General features: G+C 72.2%; 19 protein-coding genes and 1 pseudogene. 12 read left to right on the forward strand and 8 right to left on the reverse strand.

Features of this window, described 5'->3' with window-relative positions; genetic code table 11:
* Positions 1–18: 18 nt before the first annotated feature.
* The 6 genes and pseudogenes from AC6CCG_RS02660 to AC6CCG_RS02685 form a co-directional block, all read left to right on the forward strand.
* Positions 19–117 (forward strand): annotated as a pseudogene (locus AC6CCG_RS02660) (GNAT family N-acetyltransferase); the annotation flags it as partial.
* 34 nt (positions 118–151) lie between these two features.
* The gene (locus tag AC6CCG_RS02665; RefSeq protein ID WP_496652898.1) at positions 152–517 is read left to right on the forward strand and encodes a GNAT family N-acetyltransferase; all 366 of its coding nucleotides are present in this window, start codon (positions 152–154) and stop codon (positions 515–517) included.
* Positions 518–578: 61 nt separating this feature from the next.
* Positions 579–1,742 (forward strand): dipeptidase, encoded by a 1,164-nt coding sequence (locus AC6CCG_RS02670; RefSeq protein ID WP_496652899.1) that lies wholly within the window; start codon positions 579–581, stop codon positions 1,740–1,742.
* Complete coding sequence (locus AC6CCG_RS02675) at positions 1,739–2,449, forward strand: copper homeostasis protein CutC (RefSeq protein ID WP_496652900.1); 711 nt, start codon at positions 1,739–1,741, stop codon at positions 2,447–2,449. Before AC6CCG_RS02670 ends, AC6CCG_RS02675 begins: the two co-directional genes overlap by 4 nt.
* The gene (locus AC6CCG_RS02680) at positions 2,446–3,630 is read left to right on the forward strand and encodes a DUF4031 domain-containing protein (protein ID WP_496652901.1); all 1,185 of its coding nucleotides are present in this window, start codon (positions 2,446–2,448) and stop codon (positions 3,628–3,630) included. Before AC6CCG_RS02675 ends, AC6CCG_RS02680 begins: the two co-directional genes overlap by 4 nt.
* A gap of 603 nt (positions 3,631–4,233) precedes the next feature.
* Entirely contained in the window at positions 4,234–5,058 is an 825-nt protein-coding gene (locus tag AC6CCG_RS02685; protein WP_496652902.1) for an aminoglycoside 6-adenylyltransferase, read from the forward strand.
* Between the two features lie 2 nt (positions 5,059–5,060).
* Here AC6CCG_RS02685 and AC6CCG_RS02690 read toward each other — a convergent pair whose 3' ends face one another.
* The gene (locus AC6CCG_RS02690; protein ID WP_496652903.1) at positions 5,061–7,121 is read right to left on the reverse strand and encodes a HelD family protein; all 2,061 of its coding nucleotides are present in this window, start codon (positions 7,119–7,121) and stop codon (positions 5,061–5,063) included.
* A 121-nt stretch (positions 7,122–7,242) separates the two neighbouring features.
* Here AC6CCG_RS02690 and AC6CCG_RS02695 point away from each other — a divergent pair, with 121 nt between their 5' ends.
* On the forward strand, positions 7,243–7,845 hold the full coding sequence (locus AC6CCG_RS02695; RefSeq protein WP_496652904.1) for a GNAT family N-acetyltransferase: 603 nt from the start codon (positions 7,243–7,245) through the stop codon (positions 7,843–7,845).
* 10 nt (positions 7,846–7,855) lie between these two features.
* Positions 7,856–8,416, forward strand: a complete 561-nt coding sequence (locus AC6CCG_RS02700; RefSeq protein ID WP_496652905.1) for an NUDIX hydrolase — start codon at positions 7,856–7,858, stop codon at positions 8,414–8,416.
* Here AC6CCG_RS02700 and AC6CCG_RS02705 read toward each other — a convergent pair.
* The 3 genes from AC6CCG_RS02705 to AC6CCG_RS02715 are packed head-to-tail and all read right to left on the reverse strand — an operon-like array spanning position 8,383 to position 10,574.
* A complete protein-coding gene (locus tag AC6CCG_RS02705; RefSeq protein ID WP_496652906.1) occupies positions 8,383–8,649 on the reverse strand; it encodes a hypothetical protein in 267 nt (88 codons plus the stop codon). The two genes, AC6CCG_RS02700 and AC6CCG_RS02705, sit on opposite strands and share 34 nt — an antisense overlap.
* Positions 8,650–8,671: 22 nt before the next feature.
* Positions 8,672–10,147: an MFS transporter gene (locus AC6CCG_RS02710; protein ID WP_496652907.1), complete on the reverse strand. Its 1,476-nt coding sequence runs from the start codon at positions 10,145–10,147 to the stop codon at positions 8,672–8,674.
* Between the two features lie 49 nt (positions 10,148–10,196).
* Entirely contained in the window at positions 10,197–10,574 is a 378-nt protein-coding gene (locus AC6CCG_RS02715; protein WP_496652908.1) for a winged helix-turn-helix transcriptional regulator, read from the reverse strand.
* Between the two features lie 18 nt (positions 10,575–10,592).
* Between AC6CCG_RS02715 and AC6CCG_RS02720 the strand changes: the two genes are divergently transcribed.
* Positions 10,593–11,324 (forward strand): NADPH-dependent F420 reductase, encoded by a 732-nt coding sequence (locus AC6CCG_RS02720; RefSeq protein WP_496652909.1) that lies wholly within the window; start codon positions 10,593–10,595, stop codon positions 11,322–11,324.
* Positions 11,325–11,444: 120 nt separating this feature from the next.
* Here the strand turns inward: AC6CCG_RS02720 and AC6CCG_RS02725 are convergent, their stop codons facing one another.
* Together AC6CCG_RS02725 and AC6CCG_RS02730 are read right to left on the reverse strand one after the other, a co-directional pair.
* On the reverse strand, positions 11,445–12,380 hold the full coding sequence (locus AC6CCG_RS02725; protein ID WP_496652910.1) for a phosphotransferase family protein: 936 nt from the start codon (positions 12,378–12,380) through the stop codon (positions 11,445–11,447).
* A gap of 41 nt (positions 12,381–12,421) precedes the next feature.
* Positions 12,422–14,080: a DNA repair helicase XPB gene (locus tag AC6CCG_RS02730; RefSeq protein ID WP_496652911.1), complete on the reverse strand. Its 1,659-nt coding sequence runs from the start codon at positions 14,078–14,080 to the stop codon at positions 12,422–12,424.
* Positions 14,081–14,204: 124 nt separating this feature from the next.
* Between AC6CCG_RS02730 and AC6CCG_RS02735 the strand changes: the two genes are divergently transcribed.
* Both AC6CCG_RS02735 and AC6CCG_RS02740 read left to right on the forward strand, forming a co-directional pair.
* Positions 14,205–14,684 (forward strand): hypothetical protein, encoded by a 480-nt coding sequence (locus tag AC6CCG_RS02735; protein ID WP_496652912.1) that lies wholly within the window; start codon positions 14,205–14,207, stop codon positions 14,682–14,684.
* Between the two features lie 78 nt (positions 14,685–14,762).
* Complete coding sequence (locus AC6CCG_RS02740; RefSeq protein ID WP_496652913.1) at positions 14,763–15,509, forward strand: hypothetical protein; 747 nt, start codon at positions 14,763–14,765, stop codon at positions 15,507–15,509.
* A 69-nt stretch (positions 15,510–15,578) separates the two neighbouring features.
* On the opposite strand, the gene AC6CCG_RS02745 is transcribed toward AC6CCG_RS02740, so the two are convergent.
* Both AC6CCG_RS02745 and AC6CCG_RS02750 read right to left on the reverse strand, forming a co-directional pair.
* Complete coding sequence (locus AC6CCG_RS02745; protein WP_496652914.1) at positions 15,579–17,804, reverse strand: helicase-associated domain-containing protein; 2,226 nt, start codon at positions 17,802–17,804, stop codon at positions 15,579–15,581.
* Entirely contained in the window at positions 17,795–18,679 is an 885-nt protein-coding gene (locus AC6CCG_RS02750) for a hypothetical protein (protein WP_496652915.1), read from the reverse strand. Before AC6CCG_RS02750 ends, AC6CCG_RS02745 begins: the two co-directional genes overlap by 10 nt.
* Before the next feature lie 173 nt (positions 18,680–18,852).
* Between AC6CCG_RS02750 and AC6CCG_RS02755 the strand changes: the two genes are divergently transcribed.
* Positions 18,853–19,416, forward strand: coding sequence for a dihydrofolate reductase family protein (locus AC6CCG_RS02755; RefSeq protein WP_496652916.1), 564 nt, complete (start codon positions 18,853–18,855; stop codon positions 19,414–19,416).
* Positions 19,417–19,427: the final 11 nt, after the last annotated feature.

Here is a 19,427-nt window from a genome sequence, read left to right on the forward strand (position 1 = left end):
CTGACCGGCGAGCGGTTGGTGCTGCGTTCACCGGAGCCGGGCGACGCCGACGACCTGTTCGTCTGGCGCAGCGACCCGGTGGTCCAGCGCTACAACTCCGAGCCGTTGCGGGACGTGGCCGAGGCTGCCGCTCTGATCGCCGACCTGCGTCATGACTACGCGGCCCGACGGGCGATCTACTGGCTGGTCACGCTGCGCGGCACCGACCTTCCGATCGGGCTGTTCGGCTTCGCCGGCTGGGCACCGTCGCGCCGACATCGGCTACGACCTGCGCCGGGACCACTGGGGCCGCGGGATTGCGACCGAGGCGCTCGCCCTGGTGCTCCGGTTCGGGTTCGACCGGATGGACCTGAACCGGGTGGAGGCACAGACCATCGCGGACAACCACGAGTCGGTACGGCTGCTGGAGCGGTTCGGGTTCCGACGCGAGGGACTGCGCCGTTCGTACTCGCTGGAGGCCGACGGCGTCTTTCACGAGGGCGCCATCTACGGCCTGCTCCGACATGAGTACCGGTGAGAGCGGCGGACCACGGTCAGCCCGTTACAGTGAAGCGACGTGACAGAAGGGTGAGGCAGGCGTGAACACAGCGGGGACTCCGGCGACCTTGGTGGTGGACGGACACAACGACCTGGTCTGGGAGATGCGGAAGCGGGCGTACGACTTCGGCCGGCTCGACATCGCGTTGGACCAGGCGGAACTGCAGACGGATCTGCCGCGGTTGCGGCGCGGCGCGGTCGGCGGCCAGTTCTGGTCGGTCTACGTGCCGAGCACCCTGGGGGTCGGCGAGGCGGTGACCGCGACCCTGGAACAGATCGACGGGGCGCACGCCATGATCGAGCGTTACTCCGACGACCTGGTCCTGGTGACCAGCGCGGCCGAGCTGGATGCGGTGCTGACCGAGGGGACCAGGATCGGCAGCCTGCTCGGCGCCGAGGGCGGTCACTCGATCGACAACTCGCTGGGCGTGCTGCGCTGTCTGTACCGGCTCGGCGTGCGGTACCTGACGCTGACCCACAACGACAACACCGACTGGGCCGACTCGGCCACGGACGAGCCGAAGGCGGGCGGGCTGACCGAGTTCGGCCGCGAGGTGGTCCGCGAGATGAACCGGCTCGGCATGCTGGTCGACCTGTCCCATGTGGCACCGGCGACGATGCATGCGGCGCTGGATGTGTCGGCGGCGCCGGTGATCTTCTCCCACTCGTCGGCCCGCGCCGTCTGTGATCATCCGCGGAACGTGCCGGACGACGTGCTGGCCCGGCTGGCCGAGAACGGCGGCACCTGCATGATCACGTTCGTGCCGCCGTTCGTCAGCCCGGAGGTCCGGGCCTGGTCGCTCGACCTGCAGCAGCGCGCCGAGACGGCCGGTATCGACGGCGACGATCCGGACGCCCGGGCCGAGTTGATCAAGGAAGTCGGGCCGATGCCGGATGCCGCCCTCGCCGACGTGGTGGCCCATTGCGAGCACGTACGTGAGGTGGCCGGCATCGACCACATCGGGCTCGGCGGCGACTTCGACGGGATCACGACGGTCCCGACCGGCCTGGAGGACGTGTCCTGCTACCCGGCCCTGCTGGCGGCGCTCGCCGACCGGGGCTGGACCGCGGAGGACCTGGCCAAGCTCGGGCACCGCAACGTGGTCCGCAGCTTCGCGGGCGCCGAGGCCGTGGCCGCCGAACTGCAGCAGAAGACCGGGCCGTCACTGGCCCGGATCGCCGACCTGGACGGGGCCGCGGAGTGAGCGGTCTGCTCGAGGTGATCGCGCTGCACGTCGCGGACGCGAAGCGGGCCACCGACGGCGGGGCCGACCGGATCGAGCTGGTCGGCACGATGGATGACGACGGGCTGTCGCCGGAGCCGGCGCTGGTCGGCCAGGTGCTCCGGGCGACCACGCTGCCGGTGCGGGTGATGCTGCGGCTGCGCGGCGGGTTCGCCACCGACGCCGCCGAGATCGTACGGCTCAAGGAGTTGCTCCGGACCTATCGTGATCTTGGTGCGGACGGCGTCGTGGTCGGCTTCCTGAACGCCGACACCGACGTCGACCTGCCGGTGATGCGGGAGGTGCTGGGCGAGATCGACTTCGGCTGGACGTTCCACCGGGCGATCGACTCCTGCATCTGGACCGACCGGGCCTGGCGGGCCCTGCGCGAGCTGCCCCGACTGGACCAGGTGCTGACCGCCGGTTCGGCCCGGACGGTGGCCGAGGGGCTCGACGAGTTGGTCGCGCGGGCCGGCCAGGACCCGTTCGCCCGGAAGTTGATCATGGCCGGCGGCGGGCTGCAGGCCGAGCACGTGCCGTGGCTGGCCCGGGCCGGGGTGACCGCGTTCCACGTCGGCTCGTCGGTGCGGCCGACCGGCTCCTGGAAGGCCTACATCGACCCAGAACTGGTCGCCACCTGGCGCACCCTGGTCGACGACGCGACCAGCCGGGCACCGCAGCGATCATGATCTACGTCGACCCGCCCGAATGGCCCGGCCACGGACGGCTCTGGTCGCACCTGATCAGCGACGAGTCGTTCGAGGAACTGCACGCCTTCGCGGAACGGGTCGGCCTTCCGCGGCAGGCGTTCGAGCGTGATCACTACGACGTGATCGCCGAGCGCTATCCCTCGGTGATCGAGGCCGGCGCCGAGCCGGTCAGCACCCGGCGGATCGTGGAACTGCTCCAGCAATCCGGCCTGCGCCGGCGGAAGGGAACGTCAATGTTCGAGGTGTCGCCCGCCGGGCGCCGTTGGCCCGAGCCGCTGCGACCGGGCTCGGTCGTCGCCGTGATCGCCCCGGCCGGGCCGCTGCGGGCCGAGCGGCTGCAGCGCGGGGTTGACCTGCTGCGGGCCTGGGACCTGGAACCCCGGCTCGGCCCGAACACCGCGACCGTCCATGATCAACTCAGCTACCTGTCGGCCGGCGACAAGGAACGGGCCGAGGAGCTGACCGCCGCCTGGAGCGACCCGGAGGTGGCCGCCGTCTGGGCCGGTCGCGGCGGGTACGGGACGCAGCGGATGATCGACCTGATCGACTTCGACGCGCTGCGCGCCGCCGGGCCGAAGCACTTCCTCGGCTTCTCCGACATCACCGCGCTGCACGCCCGGATCGGCCGGGAGCTCGACCAGATCACGCTGCACTCGCCGGCCGTCGCGGCAGCCGTCGCCCAGCTGGACGACCAGCCGTCGGTGGACCAACTGCGCCGGATGATCTTCGAACGCCCGGAGGCCGGCGCCGAGCTCGGCAGCGGCACGACGCTGGTGCCCGGCACCGGCCGCGGCCGGCTGATCGGCGGCAACCTGTCCCTGGTCGCCAGCGGGATCGGCGTCGACCCGGTCCCCGACCGGCCGAGCATCCTCTTCCTCGAGGACGTCGACGAGGAGGGCTACCGGGTGGACCGGATGCTCACCCACCTGGCCCGCTCCGGCTGGCTCGCCGAGATCACCGGCGTCGTGATCGGCCAGTTCACCGAGACCGACAACGAGGCCCAACTGCTGCAGGTCTTCGCCGACCGGTTGGGCGGTCTCGGCGTTCCGGTGATCACCGGTGTGGAGGCCGGCCACGCGGCCCGCAACCTGACCCTGCCGCTCGGCGCCGAGGTCACCCTGACCGCCGGCCCGGACCGGGCAGCGCTCACCCTGGCCTGACGCCCTGTCGCGATTTCTCTTCTGACCGGACGGTGCAACGTTGTACCGCCGAGTTGCGGGTCACACCAAGAGAAATCGTGACATCCACCCGGGCCGCAGCCGCTGGCTTGGGCCGGGCAGGTCCGTCGCCTGGCCTCGGTGCGCGGAGTCGGGGTCGGTGGAGCGGCCGCTGGCCTTGGCCCGCGCAGAGGGCCGCCGACCATAGCCGCGGGCGCGGCCGACAAGCCCTGCGGCGGGACCCGACCATTGAGCCTGGGACTGGGCCGCGAGGCCGCGGCGGTGAACCGTCGCGGAGCTCGGGCCAGCGAGCGTCGCGTTCGTGCCCTTGCGGCACGGCCGGAAGATCGATCACCCGCCGAGCGCCGACCGCGACAGGGCTCCACACCGCGCACCATCACCGAACTGCCGGGTCCGTCCGGCGGCTGACCGCGCAGCGAATCGTCGGCGTTCCGCGGCGGATCTCGTGACTCGACTTTGTGAATGTGATCACAATCGCTAGCTCTCGCCCGTTCGATCGTGTGACGATCGAGGTGGTCGGGAGCCGAATCCCGGCCGCCCGCGGTCGACCGAGGACGTACGCTCACGCGGAAGGTGGAGTTGATCATGGACCCCCAGGAGGCTCTGCGCCCGTTGCCGGAGCCGTACCACCGGCACTTCGCCAGGATTCTCGAGATCACCGAACCCGACGAGCGGATTCGTGGCCTCTGGCTGTCCGGCTCGCTGGCCCGCGGCACCGCCGACGCCGGTTCCGATCTCGATCTGGTGCTGGCGATCACCGACGCGGAGTTCGATGCGTTCGTCGAGGAGTGGCGGGACTGGCTGGCCCGGATCACGCCGACCCTGGTCGCGAAGGCGATCCCGAACTCGAAGCTGGTGTTCTACGCGCTGGCCGAGGACATCTGCCGGATCGACGCGGTGATCGAGCCGGTCAGCCGGGTCGCGACGTCGGGGCACCGGACCCGGGTGCCGGTGATCGACCGGGACGGGCTGCACGCGACGCTGCCCGCGGCCGAGCCGGGCCCTGGTCCCGACCTGACCAAGATCAATCTGCTGATCGAGGAGTTCTGGCGGATCCAGTCGATCTTCCCGGCCATGATCAACGACCGGAAGGACCTGCTCTGCGCGCAGTCCGGTGTGCAGGCCTCCGGCACCATGCTGTACGAGCTCTTCGTCGAGGTCAACCAGCCGTTGCCACCGATGGGGATCAAGCAGGTCGCGGCGCGGCTGCAGCCCGACCAGTCGGCCGTCCTGCTCGGCCTGCCCGCCGTGGCACCCGAGCGGGATCTGTTGATCAAGGCCGATCTGGCGGTCTGCGAGGCGATGGCGACGGCCGGACGGGCCGCCGCCGAACGCGTCGGTGCGGAGTATCCCGAGCGGATCGCGGACGCGGTCCGGGCCCACCACCGGGCCACCTTGCCGGCTCGCTGACGTCACCGGCCCTCGGCGCCGGCTTCTTCCTGGAGTTCGGCGGGGAGCGGTTCGGTGTGGACGACGGCCAGCGAGGTGACCGCTCGGGTGAGGCAGACGTAGAGCCGGCGCAGGCCGGTCACCCGGTCCGGTTCGGCGGCGACGATCCCGGCCGGCTCGAAGACCACCACATGGTCGAACTCCAGGCCCTTCGCGACCGTGGCCGGGACCAGGTCGACCCGGGTCTCGAAATCGGGCGGGACGTCCCCGAGCAGGTCGTAGCGGATCCCGGCCTGCTCCAGCAGGTCGCGCAGCCGGGGGACCGCCGGGTCCGGGACGATCACGCCGACCGTGCCCTCCCGGGCGGCCGCGGCAGCCACGGACTTGATCACCGTGCCGTCCGGATCGTCGGTCTGCAACAGTTCCAGGTCGCCCCGGCTGCGGCGCACCGAGCGCGGCGGGGTGAGGGCCGGCGCGATCCGCGGCAGCAGCCGGGCGGCGAACTCGATCACCGAGCCGGGCACCCGGAATCCCTCCACCAGTTCGGAGATCTCGGCCTCCGGGTGACCCAGATGGGTCAGTGACTCCTGCCAGGACCGCGTCGCCCACGGCGTGGTCGCCTGCGCAAGATCACCGAGTACGGTCACCGAACCGGTGGTGGCCCGGCGGCCGATCGCCCGCAACTGCATCGCGGACAGGTCCTGCGCCTCGTCGATGATCACGTGGCCGAGGCTCGGCGTCCGGTTCAGCTGATCGGCGGCCTCGTCGATCAGAGCCAGGTCGGCCAGCGTCCACTTCGCGCTCTTCGGGGTCCGGGCCGGCTTCGCCATCAAGATCAACTGCTGCTCGTCGCCGTCCAGCACGCCGTCCGCGGCCTCGGCCAGGAACTCGGCGTCGGTCAGCAGGCGCAAGATCAACTTCGCCGGGTCGACGGCCGGCCACAGCTCGTCCGCGTAGGCCTTGACCGGCTTGCTCCGGGCCACCGCGTTCTGCACCCGGTCGTCCGGCGAGTCGCCGGCCGCCTCCATCCTGATCAGCACCTGGTGGGCCAGCCGCTGCGGCAGCATCGTCCGTCCGGCGGAGTAGCGCACGCCGCGTCGGCGCAGCTCGTCGACCATCTCGTTGGCCAGGTAGGCCGCGACCCGCCACTGGTGGGCGCCGCGCGGCACCACCAGCGGACCGGTCGCCTCGACCAGGTGGCCCCAGACGGCCCGCTTGATCACCTCGGCCATCCGGGCGTCGCCCTTGATCAACGCGGCCGGCACCGGGTCGACGCCGCCGATCGCGAACCCGGTCGCCGTACTGACCAGTGACGACACCGTGGCCTGGGTCGCGTCGATCTCGCCGAGCGCCGGCAGCACGTCGCCGATGTAGGACAGGAAGTTGTCGTTCGGGCCGATCACCTGCACACCGGACCGGGACAGTTGGTCGCGGTGGGCGTAGAGCAGGTAGGCCGCGCGGTGCAGCCCGACCGCGGTCTTCCCGGTGCCGGGCGCGCCCTGGATGCAGAGCGAGTGGGACAGGTCGGCCCGGACGATCACGTCCTGGTCCGGCTGGATGGTGGCCACGATGTCGCGCATCGGGCCGGTCCGCGGCCGTTCGATCTCGGCCTCGAGGATCTCGGAGTGCCGGGCCGTCTGCTGCTCTGCCAGTTCCTCGTCCTCGAAGGCGGTCAGCTCGCCGGACTGGAAGCCGAACCGCCGACGGAGTCGTACCCGCATCGGATCGCCGGGCTTGGCCCGGTAGAACGGCAGCGACATCGGCGCCCGCCAGTCGATCACCAGCGGGTCGCCGCCGGACTCGCCGGTGACGTGCCGCCGGCCGACGTAGAGCCGCTCGTCGTGGTCGGCGCCCAGCCGTGCGTCGTAGTCCAGCCGGCCGAAGAACAAGGGAACCGTCGGATCGTCCTCGAGGGACTTCATCCGCCGGTGCAGGACCTGTTTCAGGTGCTCGGTCGACACGCGATCCGCGCCGGCGCCGTGGCCCTCGAGGGACGCCGCATGATCACGCATCCGGCGCAGCGCCGCGCGGGATTCGCCGAGATGTCGTCGTTCCTGCTCCAGTGCCTCATGGGATTCGGGCATGCAGAAATCTCCGATGCTTCTCGTGGGGGACGAGCCACTGTACTCGCGCGGCGGCCCGGCGCCTAACCAATAATGCCCCGGCCGTCCAGGCGGCGCGCGGGGCCGTGGCAGGATGAGGCCCATGCGGCGGCTCACCGACACGGATGCGGCGATCGCGTACGGCACGAATCTGTTGCGCGGGGAGCGGGTCTATCTGCGGGAAGTACGGGAAGCGGACTTCGAGGCGCTGGCCCGGTGGTGGAACGATCCGGCGACGACGGTGCTGCAGCAGGCCGTCGCCCGGCCGGTGCCGGAGGCCACGATCACCGAGCGGTTCCGGCAGTGGACGGCGAACAGCACGCCGAACGACCCGAGCTTCGCGGTGGCCCGGATCGAGGACGACGCGCTGATCGGCCAGGTCGGCCTGATCCCGGCGCCGCACGGCCGTACCGCCGAGTTCGTGATCATCCTCGGCCCGGAGCACACCGGCAGCGGTCTCGGCACCGAGACCTGCCGGCTGATGCTGCGCTTCGGGTTCGCCGAGCTGGGGCTGCACCGGATCGAGCTGCGGGTCTGGGGCTACAACACCCGCGCGATCGCGGCGTACCGACGGGCGGGGTTCGTCGAAGAAGGTCGGCGGCGCGACGTCGCCTTCCACAACGGGCAGTACGCCGACGAGGTGATCATGAGCATCCTGGAGACGGAATGGTGGGTCCGCGCCGAGGAAGCCGCGACCGAGGACTGATCGGAGGCAGATGAGCGACAACGGCGACGGGGACCGGTTCCAGGCCGTCGATCCGCGGCAACGGCCGCACAAGCAGCGGCAGGCGGTCCGGGTGATCATGATCGATGATCATGATCGGGTGCTGCTCTTCCAGGACACCGATCCCGGCTGTCCCGGCGTCAGCTGGTGGGTCACCCCTGGCGGCGGCATCGACCCGGGCGAGACCGAGACCGACGCCGCCGTACGGGAGCTGGCCGAGGAGACCGGCTATCGCTCCCGGGCCGAGGACCTGATCGGACCACTGGCGGTGCGCCGGGCCGTACACGGCTATTCGGACCAGATCCTGGTCCAGGACGAGACCTTCTACGCGATCAAGGTCCCGCCGTTCGAGATCGACATCTCCGGCCACACCGAGGACGAGCAGTTGACCATCGCCGGCCACCGCTGGTGGCCCGCCGCCGATCTCACCGAGCCGGACGGCTGGCTCTGGCCCGCCGAGTTGGCCGAACTCGTCGCTCTCGCCGCCAGCCCGAACGGGGCACCGCGGGACCTCGGCGTTCAGGAGGAGTCGACGGTCCCGATCGGGTCCTGATCCGGTTGCCGGCGGCGACCGAGGACGAAGTAGGCGGCCGGTGCGATACCGAGTCCGTTGACGGTGATGATGCCGGTGGCCCAGGCGGCCTTCGGGCCGCGCACCTCGTTCGCCGGACGCCTGGCCAGGTCGACCAGGGCCGCGAGTTTGGCCGCCGCCTCGAGGACCCCGGCCGCGATGATCAACGCCTGCTGGCCGCGGCTCAGGTCCTGCCAACGCTTCCGCTCGGGCATGGCTGCTCCTGTTCTCCGACCTTCAGCTTAGGTCGGCCTCCCGCACGGGAGACGGCTGTCCGGTCGGCTCCGGGTCCGGCCGCAGCACGTTGCCGCGAATCGCGATCACACAGATCAGCGCGCCGGTCAGCAGCAGGGCGGCGCTGACCACCATGGCCCAGCGGAAGCCGGCGGCGAAGACGGCCGGGTCGTTCAGCGCGTTGCCGGTCAGCCCCACGGCCGGCGGCACGGCGGCGACGGCGAGCAGTCCGGCGGCCCGGGCGACGGCGTTGTTGACGCCGCTGGCGACACCGGCGTGCCGGACGTCGGCCGTGGCCAGCACGGTCGCGGTCAGCGGCGCGACGGTGGCGGTCAGGCCGACGCCGAAGAGGGTGACCGGCAGCAGGACGTCGAGGATGTAGTTCGCGCCCGGCCCGATCCGGGTCAGCAGCAGCATGCCGGCGGCGCCGACGGTGATCCCGATCGCCATCATCCAGCGCGGCCCGATCCGCTGGGCCAGCGAACCGGCCCGGGCCGACAGCAGCAACATCAGCACGGTGACCGGGAGCAGCGCCGCGCCGGCCGCGATCGGCGCGAAGCCCGCGACCTGCTGCAGGTGCACCACGAGCAGGAAGGTGAGCAGCGACAGTCCGCCGTACACGACGAGGGTGACCAGGTTGATCGCGGTGAACTGTGCCGAGCCGAACACGTCCAGCGGCAGCATCGGCGTCGGCCCGCGGCCCCGGGTCCGGCTCCGCTCGACCAGCACGAACCAGAGCGCCGCGCCCACCCCGACCACGGCCGCCGCGATGATCAACGGGTCGATCCGGCCGGCCGGCAGTTCGGTCAGCGCGTACGTGATGCCGGTCAGCGAGACCGCCGCGAGCACGGCGCCGAGCACGTCGAACCGCCGCTCGGTCCGGTCCCCGGTGCTCTCCGGCACATGCCGTACGGCGACGGCGACGGTCACCGCGGCCAGCGGCAGATTGATCAGGAACACCGACCGCCACCCGGCCACGTCGACCAGCCAGCCACCCAGGAACGGCCCGACCGCGCCCGCGACGCCGCCCAGCCCGGCCCAGGCCCCGACCGCCCGCGGCCGGTCGTACGGCACGAACGAGGCCTGAATGATCGCCAGCGATCCCGGCGTCAGCAGCGCACCGCCGATGCCCTGCAAGGCCCGCGCCGCGATCAGTACCTCGACCGTCGGCGCCGCCGCACAGAGCGCCGAGGCCAGAGCGAACCAGATCACGCCGATCACGAAGATGCGCCGCCGGCCGAACCGGTCCCCGAGCGCGCCGCCGAGCAGGATCAGCCCGGCCAGGGTCAGCGTGTATGCGTTCACGGTCCATTGCAGCCCGGACATCTCCGCACCGAGATCCTCCGCGAGCGCGGGCAGCGCGATGTTGACGACCGTGCTGTCCAGCATCGCCACGCTGGACCCGAGCACGGTCGCCAGCATCACCCAGCGCCCGCTCGCCGAGGACAGGCGCAGCTGGTCGTGCGGTTCCGCAGTCATCGCCTCGTCACGGGCACAGCCAACCACAGTGGGGCCGGGTTTGTTCCCGTCAGGAGGCGGCCTGCTCCTGGGCGTCGAGCAGTTCCTCGCCGTGCTCCACGGCCCACTGGCCGAGGGCTCGCATCGGACCGTCGACCAGGCTCCGCCCGAGCGGCGTCAGTGCGTACTCGACCGAACGGCCGGGGCCGCCGGCCCGGCGATCGACCAGGCCGGTGCCGGCGAGCCGGTGCAACGTCTCGGTGAGGACCTTGTCACTGATCCCGCCGATCGCCTTCCGCAGTGTGCCCCGGCGCAGCGCTCGGGGCCGGAGCGCGGCAAGGACGACCGGGTTCCAGGTGTGCAGGAAGAGATCGGTCGCCGCGCGGACCCGGCAGTCGGCGACCACCTGCTCACACGGGTGATCGGGCCGGTCGGTCACCTGCTCCATGATCGAGAGCGTACGCGGATGATCACGCACCGATCGGTGCGGACCGTCCCTCCTACCGTGATCGGACCGGCTCACTCGAGTCGGTGGGACGAGACGGAGGACAACACGATGCGGATCGCGATCCTGGGATCTGGAACGCTGGCAGCGGCCCTCGGCGCCGGTTGGGGCGAAGCGGGGCACGAGGTGGTGGTCGGCGGGCGTGACCGCGGCAGGTCGGACGCCCTGGCGGACCGGATCGGCGCCCGGTCGGCGGCTCCGGCCGATGCCGTGAACGGTGCCGAGGCCGTCCTGCTCGCCGTGCTCTGGCCCGGAGTGGCCGAGATGCTGACCCTGGCCGGAGCGGACGCCGGTTCGCTCGCCGGGACCGTCCTGATCGACCCGACCAATCCCGTGGATCACGGCGTCGGGGTGGTCCGGGTCGACGGCGCCCCGTCGGCGGCGGAACGGATCGCCGGTCTGGCGCCGGGAGCTCGGGTGGTGAAGGCCTTCCACCTGTACCCGGCCGACCTGTGGACGAAGGGCCGCGGCCGCGGCGCGGACGGGCGGCCGGTGACCGTGGCCCTCTGCGGCGCCGACGAGGGCGCGACGGCCGTCACCGGCCGGCTGGTCCGCGACCTGGGCGCCGAGCCTGCCTCGCTCGGATCGCTCGACCGGGCCCGGCAACTCGAGGAAGTGGCCGGCTTCGTGATAGGACTCGCCTTCGCCGGCTTCGACCCGCAGTCGGCGGTGCCGAAGGTCAATCGGTCCTGAGCCCCTGCGCGCGGAGTTCAGCGCGGTGGAAAGGCAGTTCGTACGCCTCCCGCACCCGTCGCCGACAGTCGGCAGGATGGTCGGGCCGTCGAAGATCGGGCACGGCGAGACCTCCGTCGCTCACGGGAGGGCGTGGACGATCAGGGCCTCGAGGTCGGGGAGGTGGCGGTAGAGGGCGGGCAGGCCGGTCAGGCCGTCGCGGACGATCGCGTGCGACTGGGCGAGGTCGGGACCGGTGGTGGCCTCGAGGCCGGCGAGGCAGCGGAGCAGGTTGGCCCGGATGTGGCCGAGCCGGCCGCCGATCAGGTGGACGAACCAGCTCGGTCCGGGCGGCGGGAGGGTGCCGCCGCCCGCGACGTAGCCGTCGAGGACGGCTCGGAAGCTGGCCGGCTGGAGGTTGTCGAGGCCGCGGCCCTTGGCGAGGGCGAGGGCCGTCGAGCCGAGTTCGCCGGACAGGTCGAGCCGGCCGGAGAGTTCCCAGTCGAGGAGGACCGGGCGGGCGTCCCGGACGAGCAGGTTCCAGGGCTGGACGTCCTGGTGGGTGAGCACGACGGGGCCGGGGCGTTCGCAGGTCGTGACGAACTCGGCGATCGCCTGGAAGGTGTCGGCCTCGGCGGCGAGCTCCGCGGCCCACGGCTGCCGGGTCGCGGAAGCCCGTTCGGCGAGCTCGGGCCAGTCCCGGGGTGTCGGCTCCTCGCTCGGGCCGTGCGGCCAGTCGACGTCGAGGGCGTGCAGGCGGGCGAGGAGTTCGCCGATCTCGAAGCCGTACGCCGGCGCCACCGGCTCCTCGGGCAGCTTCGACCCGTCGACCCAGCGATGGACCAGGGTATCCGGGCCGGCCGCGATCGGCTCCGGCATCGGGATGCCGGCGGCGAAGGCGGCCTGCTCGAACCGGAAGACGTCCTGGACGTGGTACGCCCAGCGGCGGTCGGCCAGGTTCAACTCCTTCACCGCGAACGACCCCTGGTCGGTGTCGAGCCGGTACAGCCGGTTGGCGGCACCGCCCCGGATCCGGGTCGGCGGCGCGAGCGGCGTACCGAGTTGGGAGAGCTCCACCCGGCGCACTCTAGGGATCGCCGGGCGGCGACGCACCAGGATTAGTCGGCGGAGATCGCCTCGGAGGCGTCCATGATCCGGTACGCATACCCCTGCTCGGCCAGGAACCGCTGCCGGTGCTGGGCGAACTCGGAGTCGACCGTGTCCCGGGCGACGACGGCGTAGAAGCGGGCGGTGATGCCGGAGTTCTTCGGCCGGAGCAGCCGGCCCAGCCGCTGCGCCTCCTCCTGCCGGGACCCGAAGGCACCGGACACCTGGATCGCCACCTGGGCGGTCGGCAGGTCGACCGAGAAGTTCGCCACCTTGCTCACCACGAGGAGGTCGAGCTCGCCGGAGCGGAACTGCTCGTAGAGCTTCTCCCGCTGGCGTACGGTCGTGTCGCCCTTGATCAACGGCGCACCGAGCCGCTCGGAGAGCTCCTCCAGCTGCTCGACGTACTGGCCGATCACCAGGGTCGGCTGGCCGCGGTGCTTGGCGACCAGGTCGATCGCGACGTCGGACTTCGACTCGGCGGTCGAGGCGAGCCGGTACTTCACGTCCGGCTCGGCGACCGCGTACGTCATCCGTTCCGCCTCGCTCAGCGTGACCCGTACCTCGACGCAGTCGGCCGGGGCGATGTAGCCCTGGTTCTCGATGTCCTTCCACGGAGCGTCGTACCGCTTCGGACCGATCAGGGAGAAGACGTCGCCCTCCCGGCCGTCCTCGCGGATCAGCGTCGCGGTGAGCCCGAGCCGCCGCCGCGCCTGCAGATCCGCGGTCATCCGGAACACCGGCGCCGGCAGCAGGTGCACCTCGTCGTAGATCACCAGGCCCCAGTCCCGGGCGTTGAACAGCTCCAGGTGCGGGTGCAGGCCGTGCCGCTTGGTCGTGATCACCTGGTACGTGGCGATGGTGACCGGCCGGATCTCCTTACGGGCGCCGGAGTACTCGCCGATCTCGTCCGCGGTCAGCGACGTGCGCTTGATCAACTCGTCGCGCCACTGCCGGGCCGAGACGGTGTTGGTGACCAGGATCAACGTGGTCGCCTTCGCCTTGGCCATCGCGGCCGCGCCGACGATCGTCTTGCCGGCCCCGCAGGGCAGGACGACGACCCCGGAACCGCCGTGCCAGAAGGACTTCGTCGCCAGCGCCTGGTACGGGCGCAGCCGCCAGCCGTTCTGCTCCAGCTCGATCGGGTGCGCCTCGCCGTCGACGTACCCGGCGAGGTCCTCGGCCGGCCAGCCGAGCTTCAGCAGCACCTGCTTCAGCCGGCCCCGTTCCGACGGGTGTACGGCGACCGAGTCGTCATCGATCCGCGTGCCGATCAGTCCCTTGATCCGCGGGCTGCGCAGCACCTCGGTGAGCACCGGCCGGTCGGTCGTGATCAGGACCAGGCCGTGCGTCGGGTGCTTCTCGATCCGCAGCCGGCCGTACCGGTCCATCGTGTCAGCGACGTCGACCAGCAGCCCGGACGGCACCGGGTAGCGGCTGTAGTTCAGCAGCACGTCGACGATCTGCTCGGCGTCGTGACCGGCGGCCCGCGCGTTCCACAATCCCAGCGGCGTCAGCCGATAGGTGTGGATGTGCTCCGGTGCGCGTTCCAGTTCGGCGAACGGAGCGATCGCGATCCGGCACGCTTCGGCGTCGGGATGATCGACTTCCAGCAGCAGGGTGCGGTCGGACTGGACGACCAGGGGTCCCAGCCCCGAGGAATGTGTCATGAACGGACTGCTCTAACGAGTCGGTCCCGGGGATGGTGAGCCCGAGGACGGTGGAGGTGTCGACTCCGAGGATGCCGGAGGCGACGGCGGCGGCGTCGACGGGGGTGGTGTCGAGCCGGGAGGAGTGGTCGGGTCGGACGGCTCCGGAGGAGTCGTCGGAGGGGTCGAGGGCGGCGGCGCGGACGACGAGTCCGGCGGCAGCGGGGACCCGGAATCGGACCTCGGCGGTGTCGAGGAGGGCGACTCCGACGACGGCGTCCGGGTGGACGGCGGCGGGCTCGACGGAGGCTCGTTCGACGGCGGTTCGCTGGTCCGCGGCGGCCGGCTCGACTCCGGCGGCTCGCTGGAACCGGGCGGGGTCGAGGGCGGATCGTCGGAGGACGGCGGCGGGGTCGACGACTCCGGATCCGAGGCCGGCGGGGCCGACGGCGACGGGTCCTTCGAGCTCGGGTCGCCGGACTGCGGGTTCTCGCTCGAGGCCGGCGGCGTGGACTCGCCCGGCGACTCCGGAGTGGGCGTCGGCGTCGGCGACGGCGGCGGGAACAGCCGCTCGAACAGCTTGCCGAGCCGCGGGAAGAGACCGTCCGGCTCGTCGGTGTCCTGACCCGGCGGCGGAGGCGGCGGGACGGTCGGCGGCGGCTGGGTCGGTGTCGGGCCCCACGGCGGCCAGGGCACCGGGTCGGTGTCGTCGTCCGGGGACGGGCTCACCGGCGGCGCGGAACTGGACGGCGGCGGGTTGTGCTCGCTGGGGCCGGAAGACGGCGGCCCCGAGGGCGCCGGTCCGGTCGGGTCGTCGGACGTGGCCGGACCCGAGGTCGACGGACGCGGCGCGTTGCTCGGCGGCTGGGCCGGATCGGACGGCGGCACCGGCGGCCGGCTGGACGAGCTGCTCGGCCGCGGCTGCCGGCTCGACGTCGGCTGGCCGGACGGATCCTTGCGACCGGAGTCGCTCGGCTTGGACTTCTCCGGCCGCTCGGGATCGACCATCAGGGCGTTCGACCACGGGCCGGACTTGCCGCTCCGGGTCGCCCGGACCTGGATCACCTGGACCTTCATGTCGTCGTTGAACCAGCGCACCGAGGCGACCACGTTGCCGGTCTCCAGCACCTCGAAGCCGTTCAGCCGCACCTGGTACGTGACGTCGCTGCCGGACGACGCGTCCCAGGAGATCTGGGCCCAGTCGTCGGTGATCAGCCCGGCCCGGAGACCGGTCACCGTGCTCGGCGCGCCGGGGATCGGACGGGACTGGGCCGAGGCGATCGGCTCGCGCTCCGCCTCGGGCAGCGAGTCGGCGGCGCTGTCGCCCTCGTCGCCGGCCTGCTCGGCCTGCGACGGGTCGCGCTGGCCCGAGGTCTGGTCGGCGGACGTCACCCGGCGCGGAGAGGTGTCCAGCAGCAGCGGGGAACCGGTGACCGCGGGCACCCAGTAGAGGGTGCCGATCCCGGACGAGCACACCAAGACAACCAGGAATCTCCGGATTGTCTGGGGCCGCATTGGCTCATTGTAGGGGGATCACCGACGATACGCGCGATAGTGGAATTCGCAGCACCGCGGAATCGTCCTCGAGGACCGCGCGGAGCACGCCTTCACCAAGATCAACAGGGGTCAGCCGACGCTCCACCGGGTCGCCGTCCGGGCCCACGTAACCGAGCAGCACGGGGCTCGAGTTCTTCGCCGCCCGGGTCAGCCGGGAGAGCAGTTCCGAGGTCTCCACACGGTCCGGGTCGCGGCCGCGGTCGCCGGCCAGGATCGCGTCCGCCAGTTCGGTCGGCCGGGCCGTGCCTGGACTGCGTACGCGCTCGAAAACCGTTGCACGCAAACGATCCGGGGGTGCCAGGTTGCGTCCGAACTCGTCCTCGGCGGCGGGTGCGAAACCGAGTTCCCGGACGAACTCGACCAGCTGGTACGGCTCCACGGCGGCGATCAACACCCCGGGTCCGAGACGGCGCAGCCCGAGCTGCGCGGCACCCGGGTGACTCAAGATCGTCTGCGCCCGGGCCTCGTCGTCGACCCGCAGATAACTGGTCGCCGGACCGATCCGGACACTGCCGTACTGGCGGGCCACGTCGTCCACCAGATAGCCCAGGGGCTGCGGAATTGCCGTGGCCGAATGGTGAGACAACCAGTCGTGAACGCGCTCGGCGGTCCAGCCGGCGTCGAACGCGCGGCGCAGCGATTCGGCACTGAACCGGTAAACCCCGGCCCCGCCCCGGGACTCCTGGACGGCCAGCAGTCGGAGCTCCTCGGCCAGCCGGTACGGCAGCGGCCCGGCGGCCACCGCGGTCAGGTCGGCCTGCACGATGATCGAATCGACCAGGGCCGGGAACAGGGCCGCGAGCGGCTCCGGGAGGGCGGCGTCCGGCGCGTCGAGGGCGACCGCGAACCCGGACACGGCGCCGAGCCCGGTCAGCCCCAGATAGCCCGCCTCGCGCCAGAGCCAGCCGGTCAGCTCGGCGATCTCCGGTTGTCCCGCGGCGCCCAGCCGGGGCCGGTGCCAGCCGACCGCGGCGACCAGCTGATCATGATCAAGAACGGTGCCCGGCCCGGCCGCGTGCATCAGTTCCATGATCAACGAGCGGGCGGCCGGTGCGGCCGGTGCGGCCAGCTCCGGGCCGAGTGCGTGCTGGCCGGCGGCCAGTTCGCGGCCCGGGTAGCGTTCCATGATCAACCAGGCCCGGACCAGCCGCAGCCAGCGGTCCGGCAGCGGTTCGCCGACCCACCGGTCGTAGCTCGTGGTGGGCAGCAACCGGTTGCCACCGCCGGTGCCGTAGAGGTCGGCGGCCGCGCCGAGCTCCACCACGAAGGCGGTCTGGGCCAGGTCGGTGCCGAGCGCGCGGGCGAGCTGGGTCAGGTCGCGGCTGGCAACGCCGCCGTCGCGGACGAGCCGGTGCGGCGCCTCCTCGAGCAGTGCGGCGACGCCCACGACGTCCTCCAGCAGCCCGTACGCCGCGCCGGCGGCGGCCCGGTCGACCACCGAGCCGTCCCGGTGCCGGCCGCCGACCGGCGAGGCCGTCGCCGCCACCGGCGTCGCCGCGAACCGGCCCTCGCGGAGCTGCCAGGCCACCTCGCGGGGCAGGATCACGGTCTCCGGCGACAGCGGCCGGATCAGGCCGCGGGCGAGCAGCCGGTCGATCGGTGTCGCGGCCTGGTCCAGGCTGACCGGGCGGTCGGCGTTGCGGACGGCGCCGGCCGGGGAGTACGCCAGCCGGGCCAGCACGTCGTGCTCGGCCGGGCTCGCCGCGGCCAGTCGTTCGGCCACCTGGCCGGGGTCGAGCGGCTGGGGCGAGGGTGGGGCCAGTCCGCCCGGATAGGGCCCGAAGTACTCCCGGACGGCGCGGGTCAGCCGCACTTCGTCCGTACCCCAGAGCAGGGCCCGTTCGCGCAGCGTTCCGATCGCACGGTCGACCGCCGCGGCGACCGCGTCCGGGTCGCCGGCGTCCGCGACGCTCGCCGCGGCCAGCTCCGCCGCCTCGGCCGGGGTCGTCGGGTCGGGCAGGGCGGCCAGGATCTCGGCGACCAGCCGGGTCCAGGCGTCCAGGCGGTCCAGGATCCGTACCGTCGACGTGGTGGTGCCGGCCCGGCCGGCCAGTTCGGCCAGGTCCGCCGGCAGCGGGTAGCCGAGGTCCGGCCGGAGCCCGATCAGCCTGATCAGGAAGTCCCGGCCGGCGGAGCGCAGAGCCTCGGCGAGGGTCCGTGGCCGGTCGGCGGGCGCGGTCAGGACCACGGTCGCTGGTAGCCGCCGCCCTGGCCCGGGTTCCGCAGCTCGCGGTAGATCACGATCAACAGGGCGATGCCGACGCACCAGGAGATCAGCACGCCCCACCAGCCGACGAAGGACCACCAGTCGACGAAGGAGTCACCGTTGGTCAGGGCGCCGACCAGGGCGAAGAACGCCAGCACGCCGAGCCCGACCAGGAACACCCGGCGGACGGCCTCCTTGGCGACCGTGATCCGGTTGCCCAGGGCGAACGCGATCGCGAGGGTCACCGGTGCGACCAGATAGATGAAGCCGCCGATGCCGAGCGTGATCAGGACGCCGGGCGTCGCCGCCTTCAACACCGACACGGCGTCCGCCTGATTGGCCGGCGGACCGGCGGACGGCGGCGGCGCGAACCACTCGGTGGTGCCGGGCGCCGGATAACCGGTCTGAGCCGGCGCCCCGTACGGGTTCGGCGGGGCCCACGGGGTCGGTCCGCCGGCAACGGCCGGGTGACCGCTGGGCGGCGGCGGTGGATGGTGCTGCGCCAGCGGTGCGGTCGGGTCGTACGGCAGGGCCTCGGGTGAGCCCGCCGGCGGTCCCCAGCCGCCGTCAGGCCTGCTCCAGTGCGCGGCGCCCCAGGCCGAGTCGGCCGTCGTCGCGGCACTCGAGACGACCTCGAACGGGACCGACGGGTCGCGCGGATCCTTCTCCTCCGGCCGCAGCGCCTCGAGGGCGACGGTCGGCCCGGACGGGTCGTCGAACCGCGGTCGCTGGACCGGTGCGCCGGACGCCGGGTGGGCGACCGGCGGGGCCATGCTCAGCGGCGGGACCTCCGGAACCGTGAACTGGTTCGGTCGCTGGATCGGGGCGTACTCCGGTCCGTCCTCCCACGTCGCCATTCCGCCATCCTAGTGATGCCGGGCCCGCGGGCGTTCAGTCGTTCAGGCGACAGGTCAGGTGGCGGGCGACGCGGTCCGGAAGGAATCTCGGACGGGTTGTCGAATCCGGCGCCGCGGCTCCGTACGAGTGACGAACCGGGCCCGCCGGGCCCCGATGTCTCAAGGAGATCGCCATGACGCTCGTGTACACCCATCTCTCTGCCTCGGTCGACGGCTACGTCTCCGGTCGCGGCGCCCGTGCCGGCCTCGGGCTCGGCGACGGCTTCCGGATCTTCGACTGGCTGTCAGATCACAGCTCGGCGAACCGGGCCGTCATCGAATACGGCGGCAGCCGGGCCGCGGCCGTCGTTGCGGGGCGCAACACGTACGAACACGCGGACCGGTGGGGCGGTAACAGCATGGATGCCGGCACCCGACTGTTCGTCGTCAGCCGAGACCCGATCCCGGACGCCGCGCCGGGGCAGACGATCGTCACCGACGGGCTCGAGTCGGCCATCCGACAGGCCCGGGAGGTGGCCGAAGCGGCCGGCAAGGACGTGAAGATCGCGGCCGGCGCGACCGCGTCCGAGGCCATCAGGCTGGGACTGCTCGACGAGATCCTGATCAGCCAGGTCCCGGTCCTGCTGGGCGGCGGGCATCCCTTCTTCCGCGCGTTGCCCGAAGCCGTCGAACTCGAACGCACCTCGGTGGCCGTCAACCAGGGCGTCACTCACCTGACGTACCGCATCGTGAAGTAGTGCCGCCGGGA

This window comes from Microlunatus sp. YIM B11417 (assembly GCF_059617205.1).

What these genes read in the sequence shown, in the direction of transcription:
- AC6CCG_RS02665 (WP_496652898.1), top strand. Translation starts at nt 152, where the DNA reads ATGACTACGCGGCCCGACGGGCGATCTACTGGCTGGTCACGCTGCGCG.
- AC6CCG_RS02680 (WP_496652901.1), top strand. Translation starts at nt 2,446, where the DNA reads ATGATCTACGTCGACCCGCCCGAATGGCCCGGCCACGGACGGCTCTGG.
- AC6CCG_RS02685 (WP_496652902.1), top strand. Translation starts at nt 4,234, where the DNA reads ATGGACCCCCAGGAGGCTCTGCGCCCGTTGCCGGAGCCGTACCACCGG.
- AC6CCG_RS02690 (WP_496652903.1), bottom strand. Translation starts at nt 7,121, where the DNA reads ATGCCCGAATCCCATGAGGCACTGGAGCAGGAACGACGACATCTCGGC.
- AC6CCG_RS02695 (WP_496652904.1), top strand. Translation starts at nt 7,243, where the DNA reads ATGCGGCGGCTCACCGACACGGATGCGGCGATCGCGTACGGCACGAAT.
- AC6CCG_RS02700 (WP_496652905.1), top strand. Translation starts at nt 7,856, where the DNA reads ATGAGCGACAACGGCGACGGGGACCGGTTCCAGGCCGTCGATCCGCGG.
- AC6CCG_RS02705 (WP_496652906.1), bottom strand. Translation starts at nt 8,649, where the DNA reads ATGCCCGAGCGGAAGCGTTGGCAGGACCTGAGCCGCGGCCAGCAGGCG.
- AC6CCG_RS02710 (WP_496652907.1), bottom strand. Translation starts at nt 10,147, where the DNA reads ATGACTGCGGAACCGCACGACCAGCTGCGCCTGTCCTCGGCGAGCGGG.
- AC6CCG_RS02715 (WP_496652908.1), bottom strand. Translation starts at nt 10,574, where the DNA reads ATGGAGCAGGTGACCGACCGGCCCGATCACCCGTGTGAGCAGGTGGTC.
- AC6CCG_RS02720 (WP_496652909.1), top strand. Translation starts at nt 10,593, where the DNA reads ATGATCACGCACCGATCGGTGCGGACCGTCCCTCCTACCGTGATCGGA.
- AC6CCG_RS02730 (WP_496652911.1), bottom strand. Translation starts at nt 14,080, where the DNA reads ATGACACATTCCTCGGGGCTGGGACCCCTGGTCGTCCAGTCCGACCGC.
- AC6CCG_RS02750 (WP_496652915.1), bottom strand. Translation starts at nt 18,679, where the DNA reads ATGGCGACGTGGGAGGACGGACCGGAGTACGCCCCGATCCAGCGACCG.
- AC6CCG_RS02755 (WP_496652916.1), top strand. Translation starts at nt 18,853, where the DNA reads ATGACGCTCGTGTACACCCATCTCTCTGCCTCGGTCGACGGCTACGTC.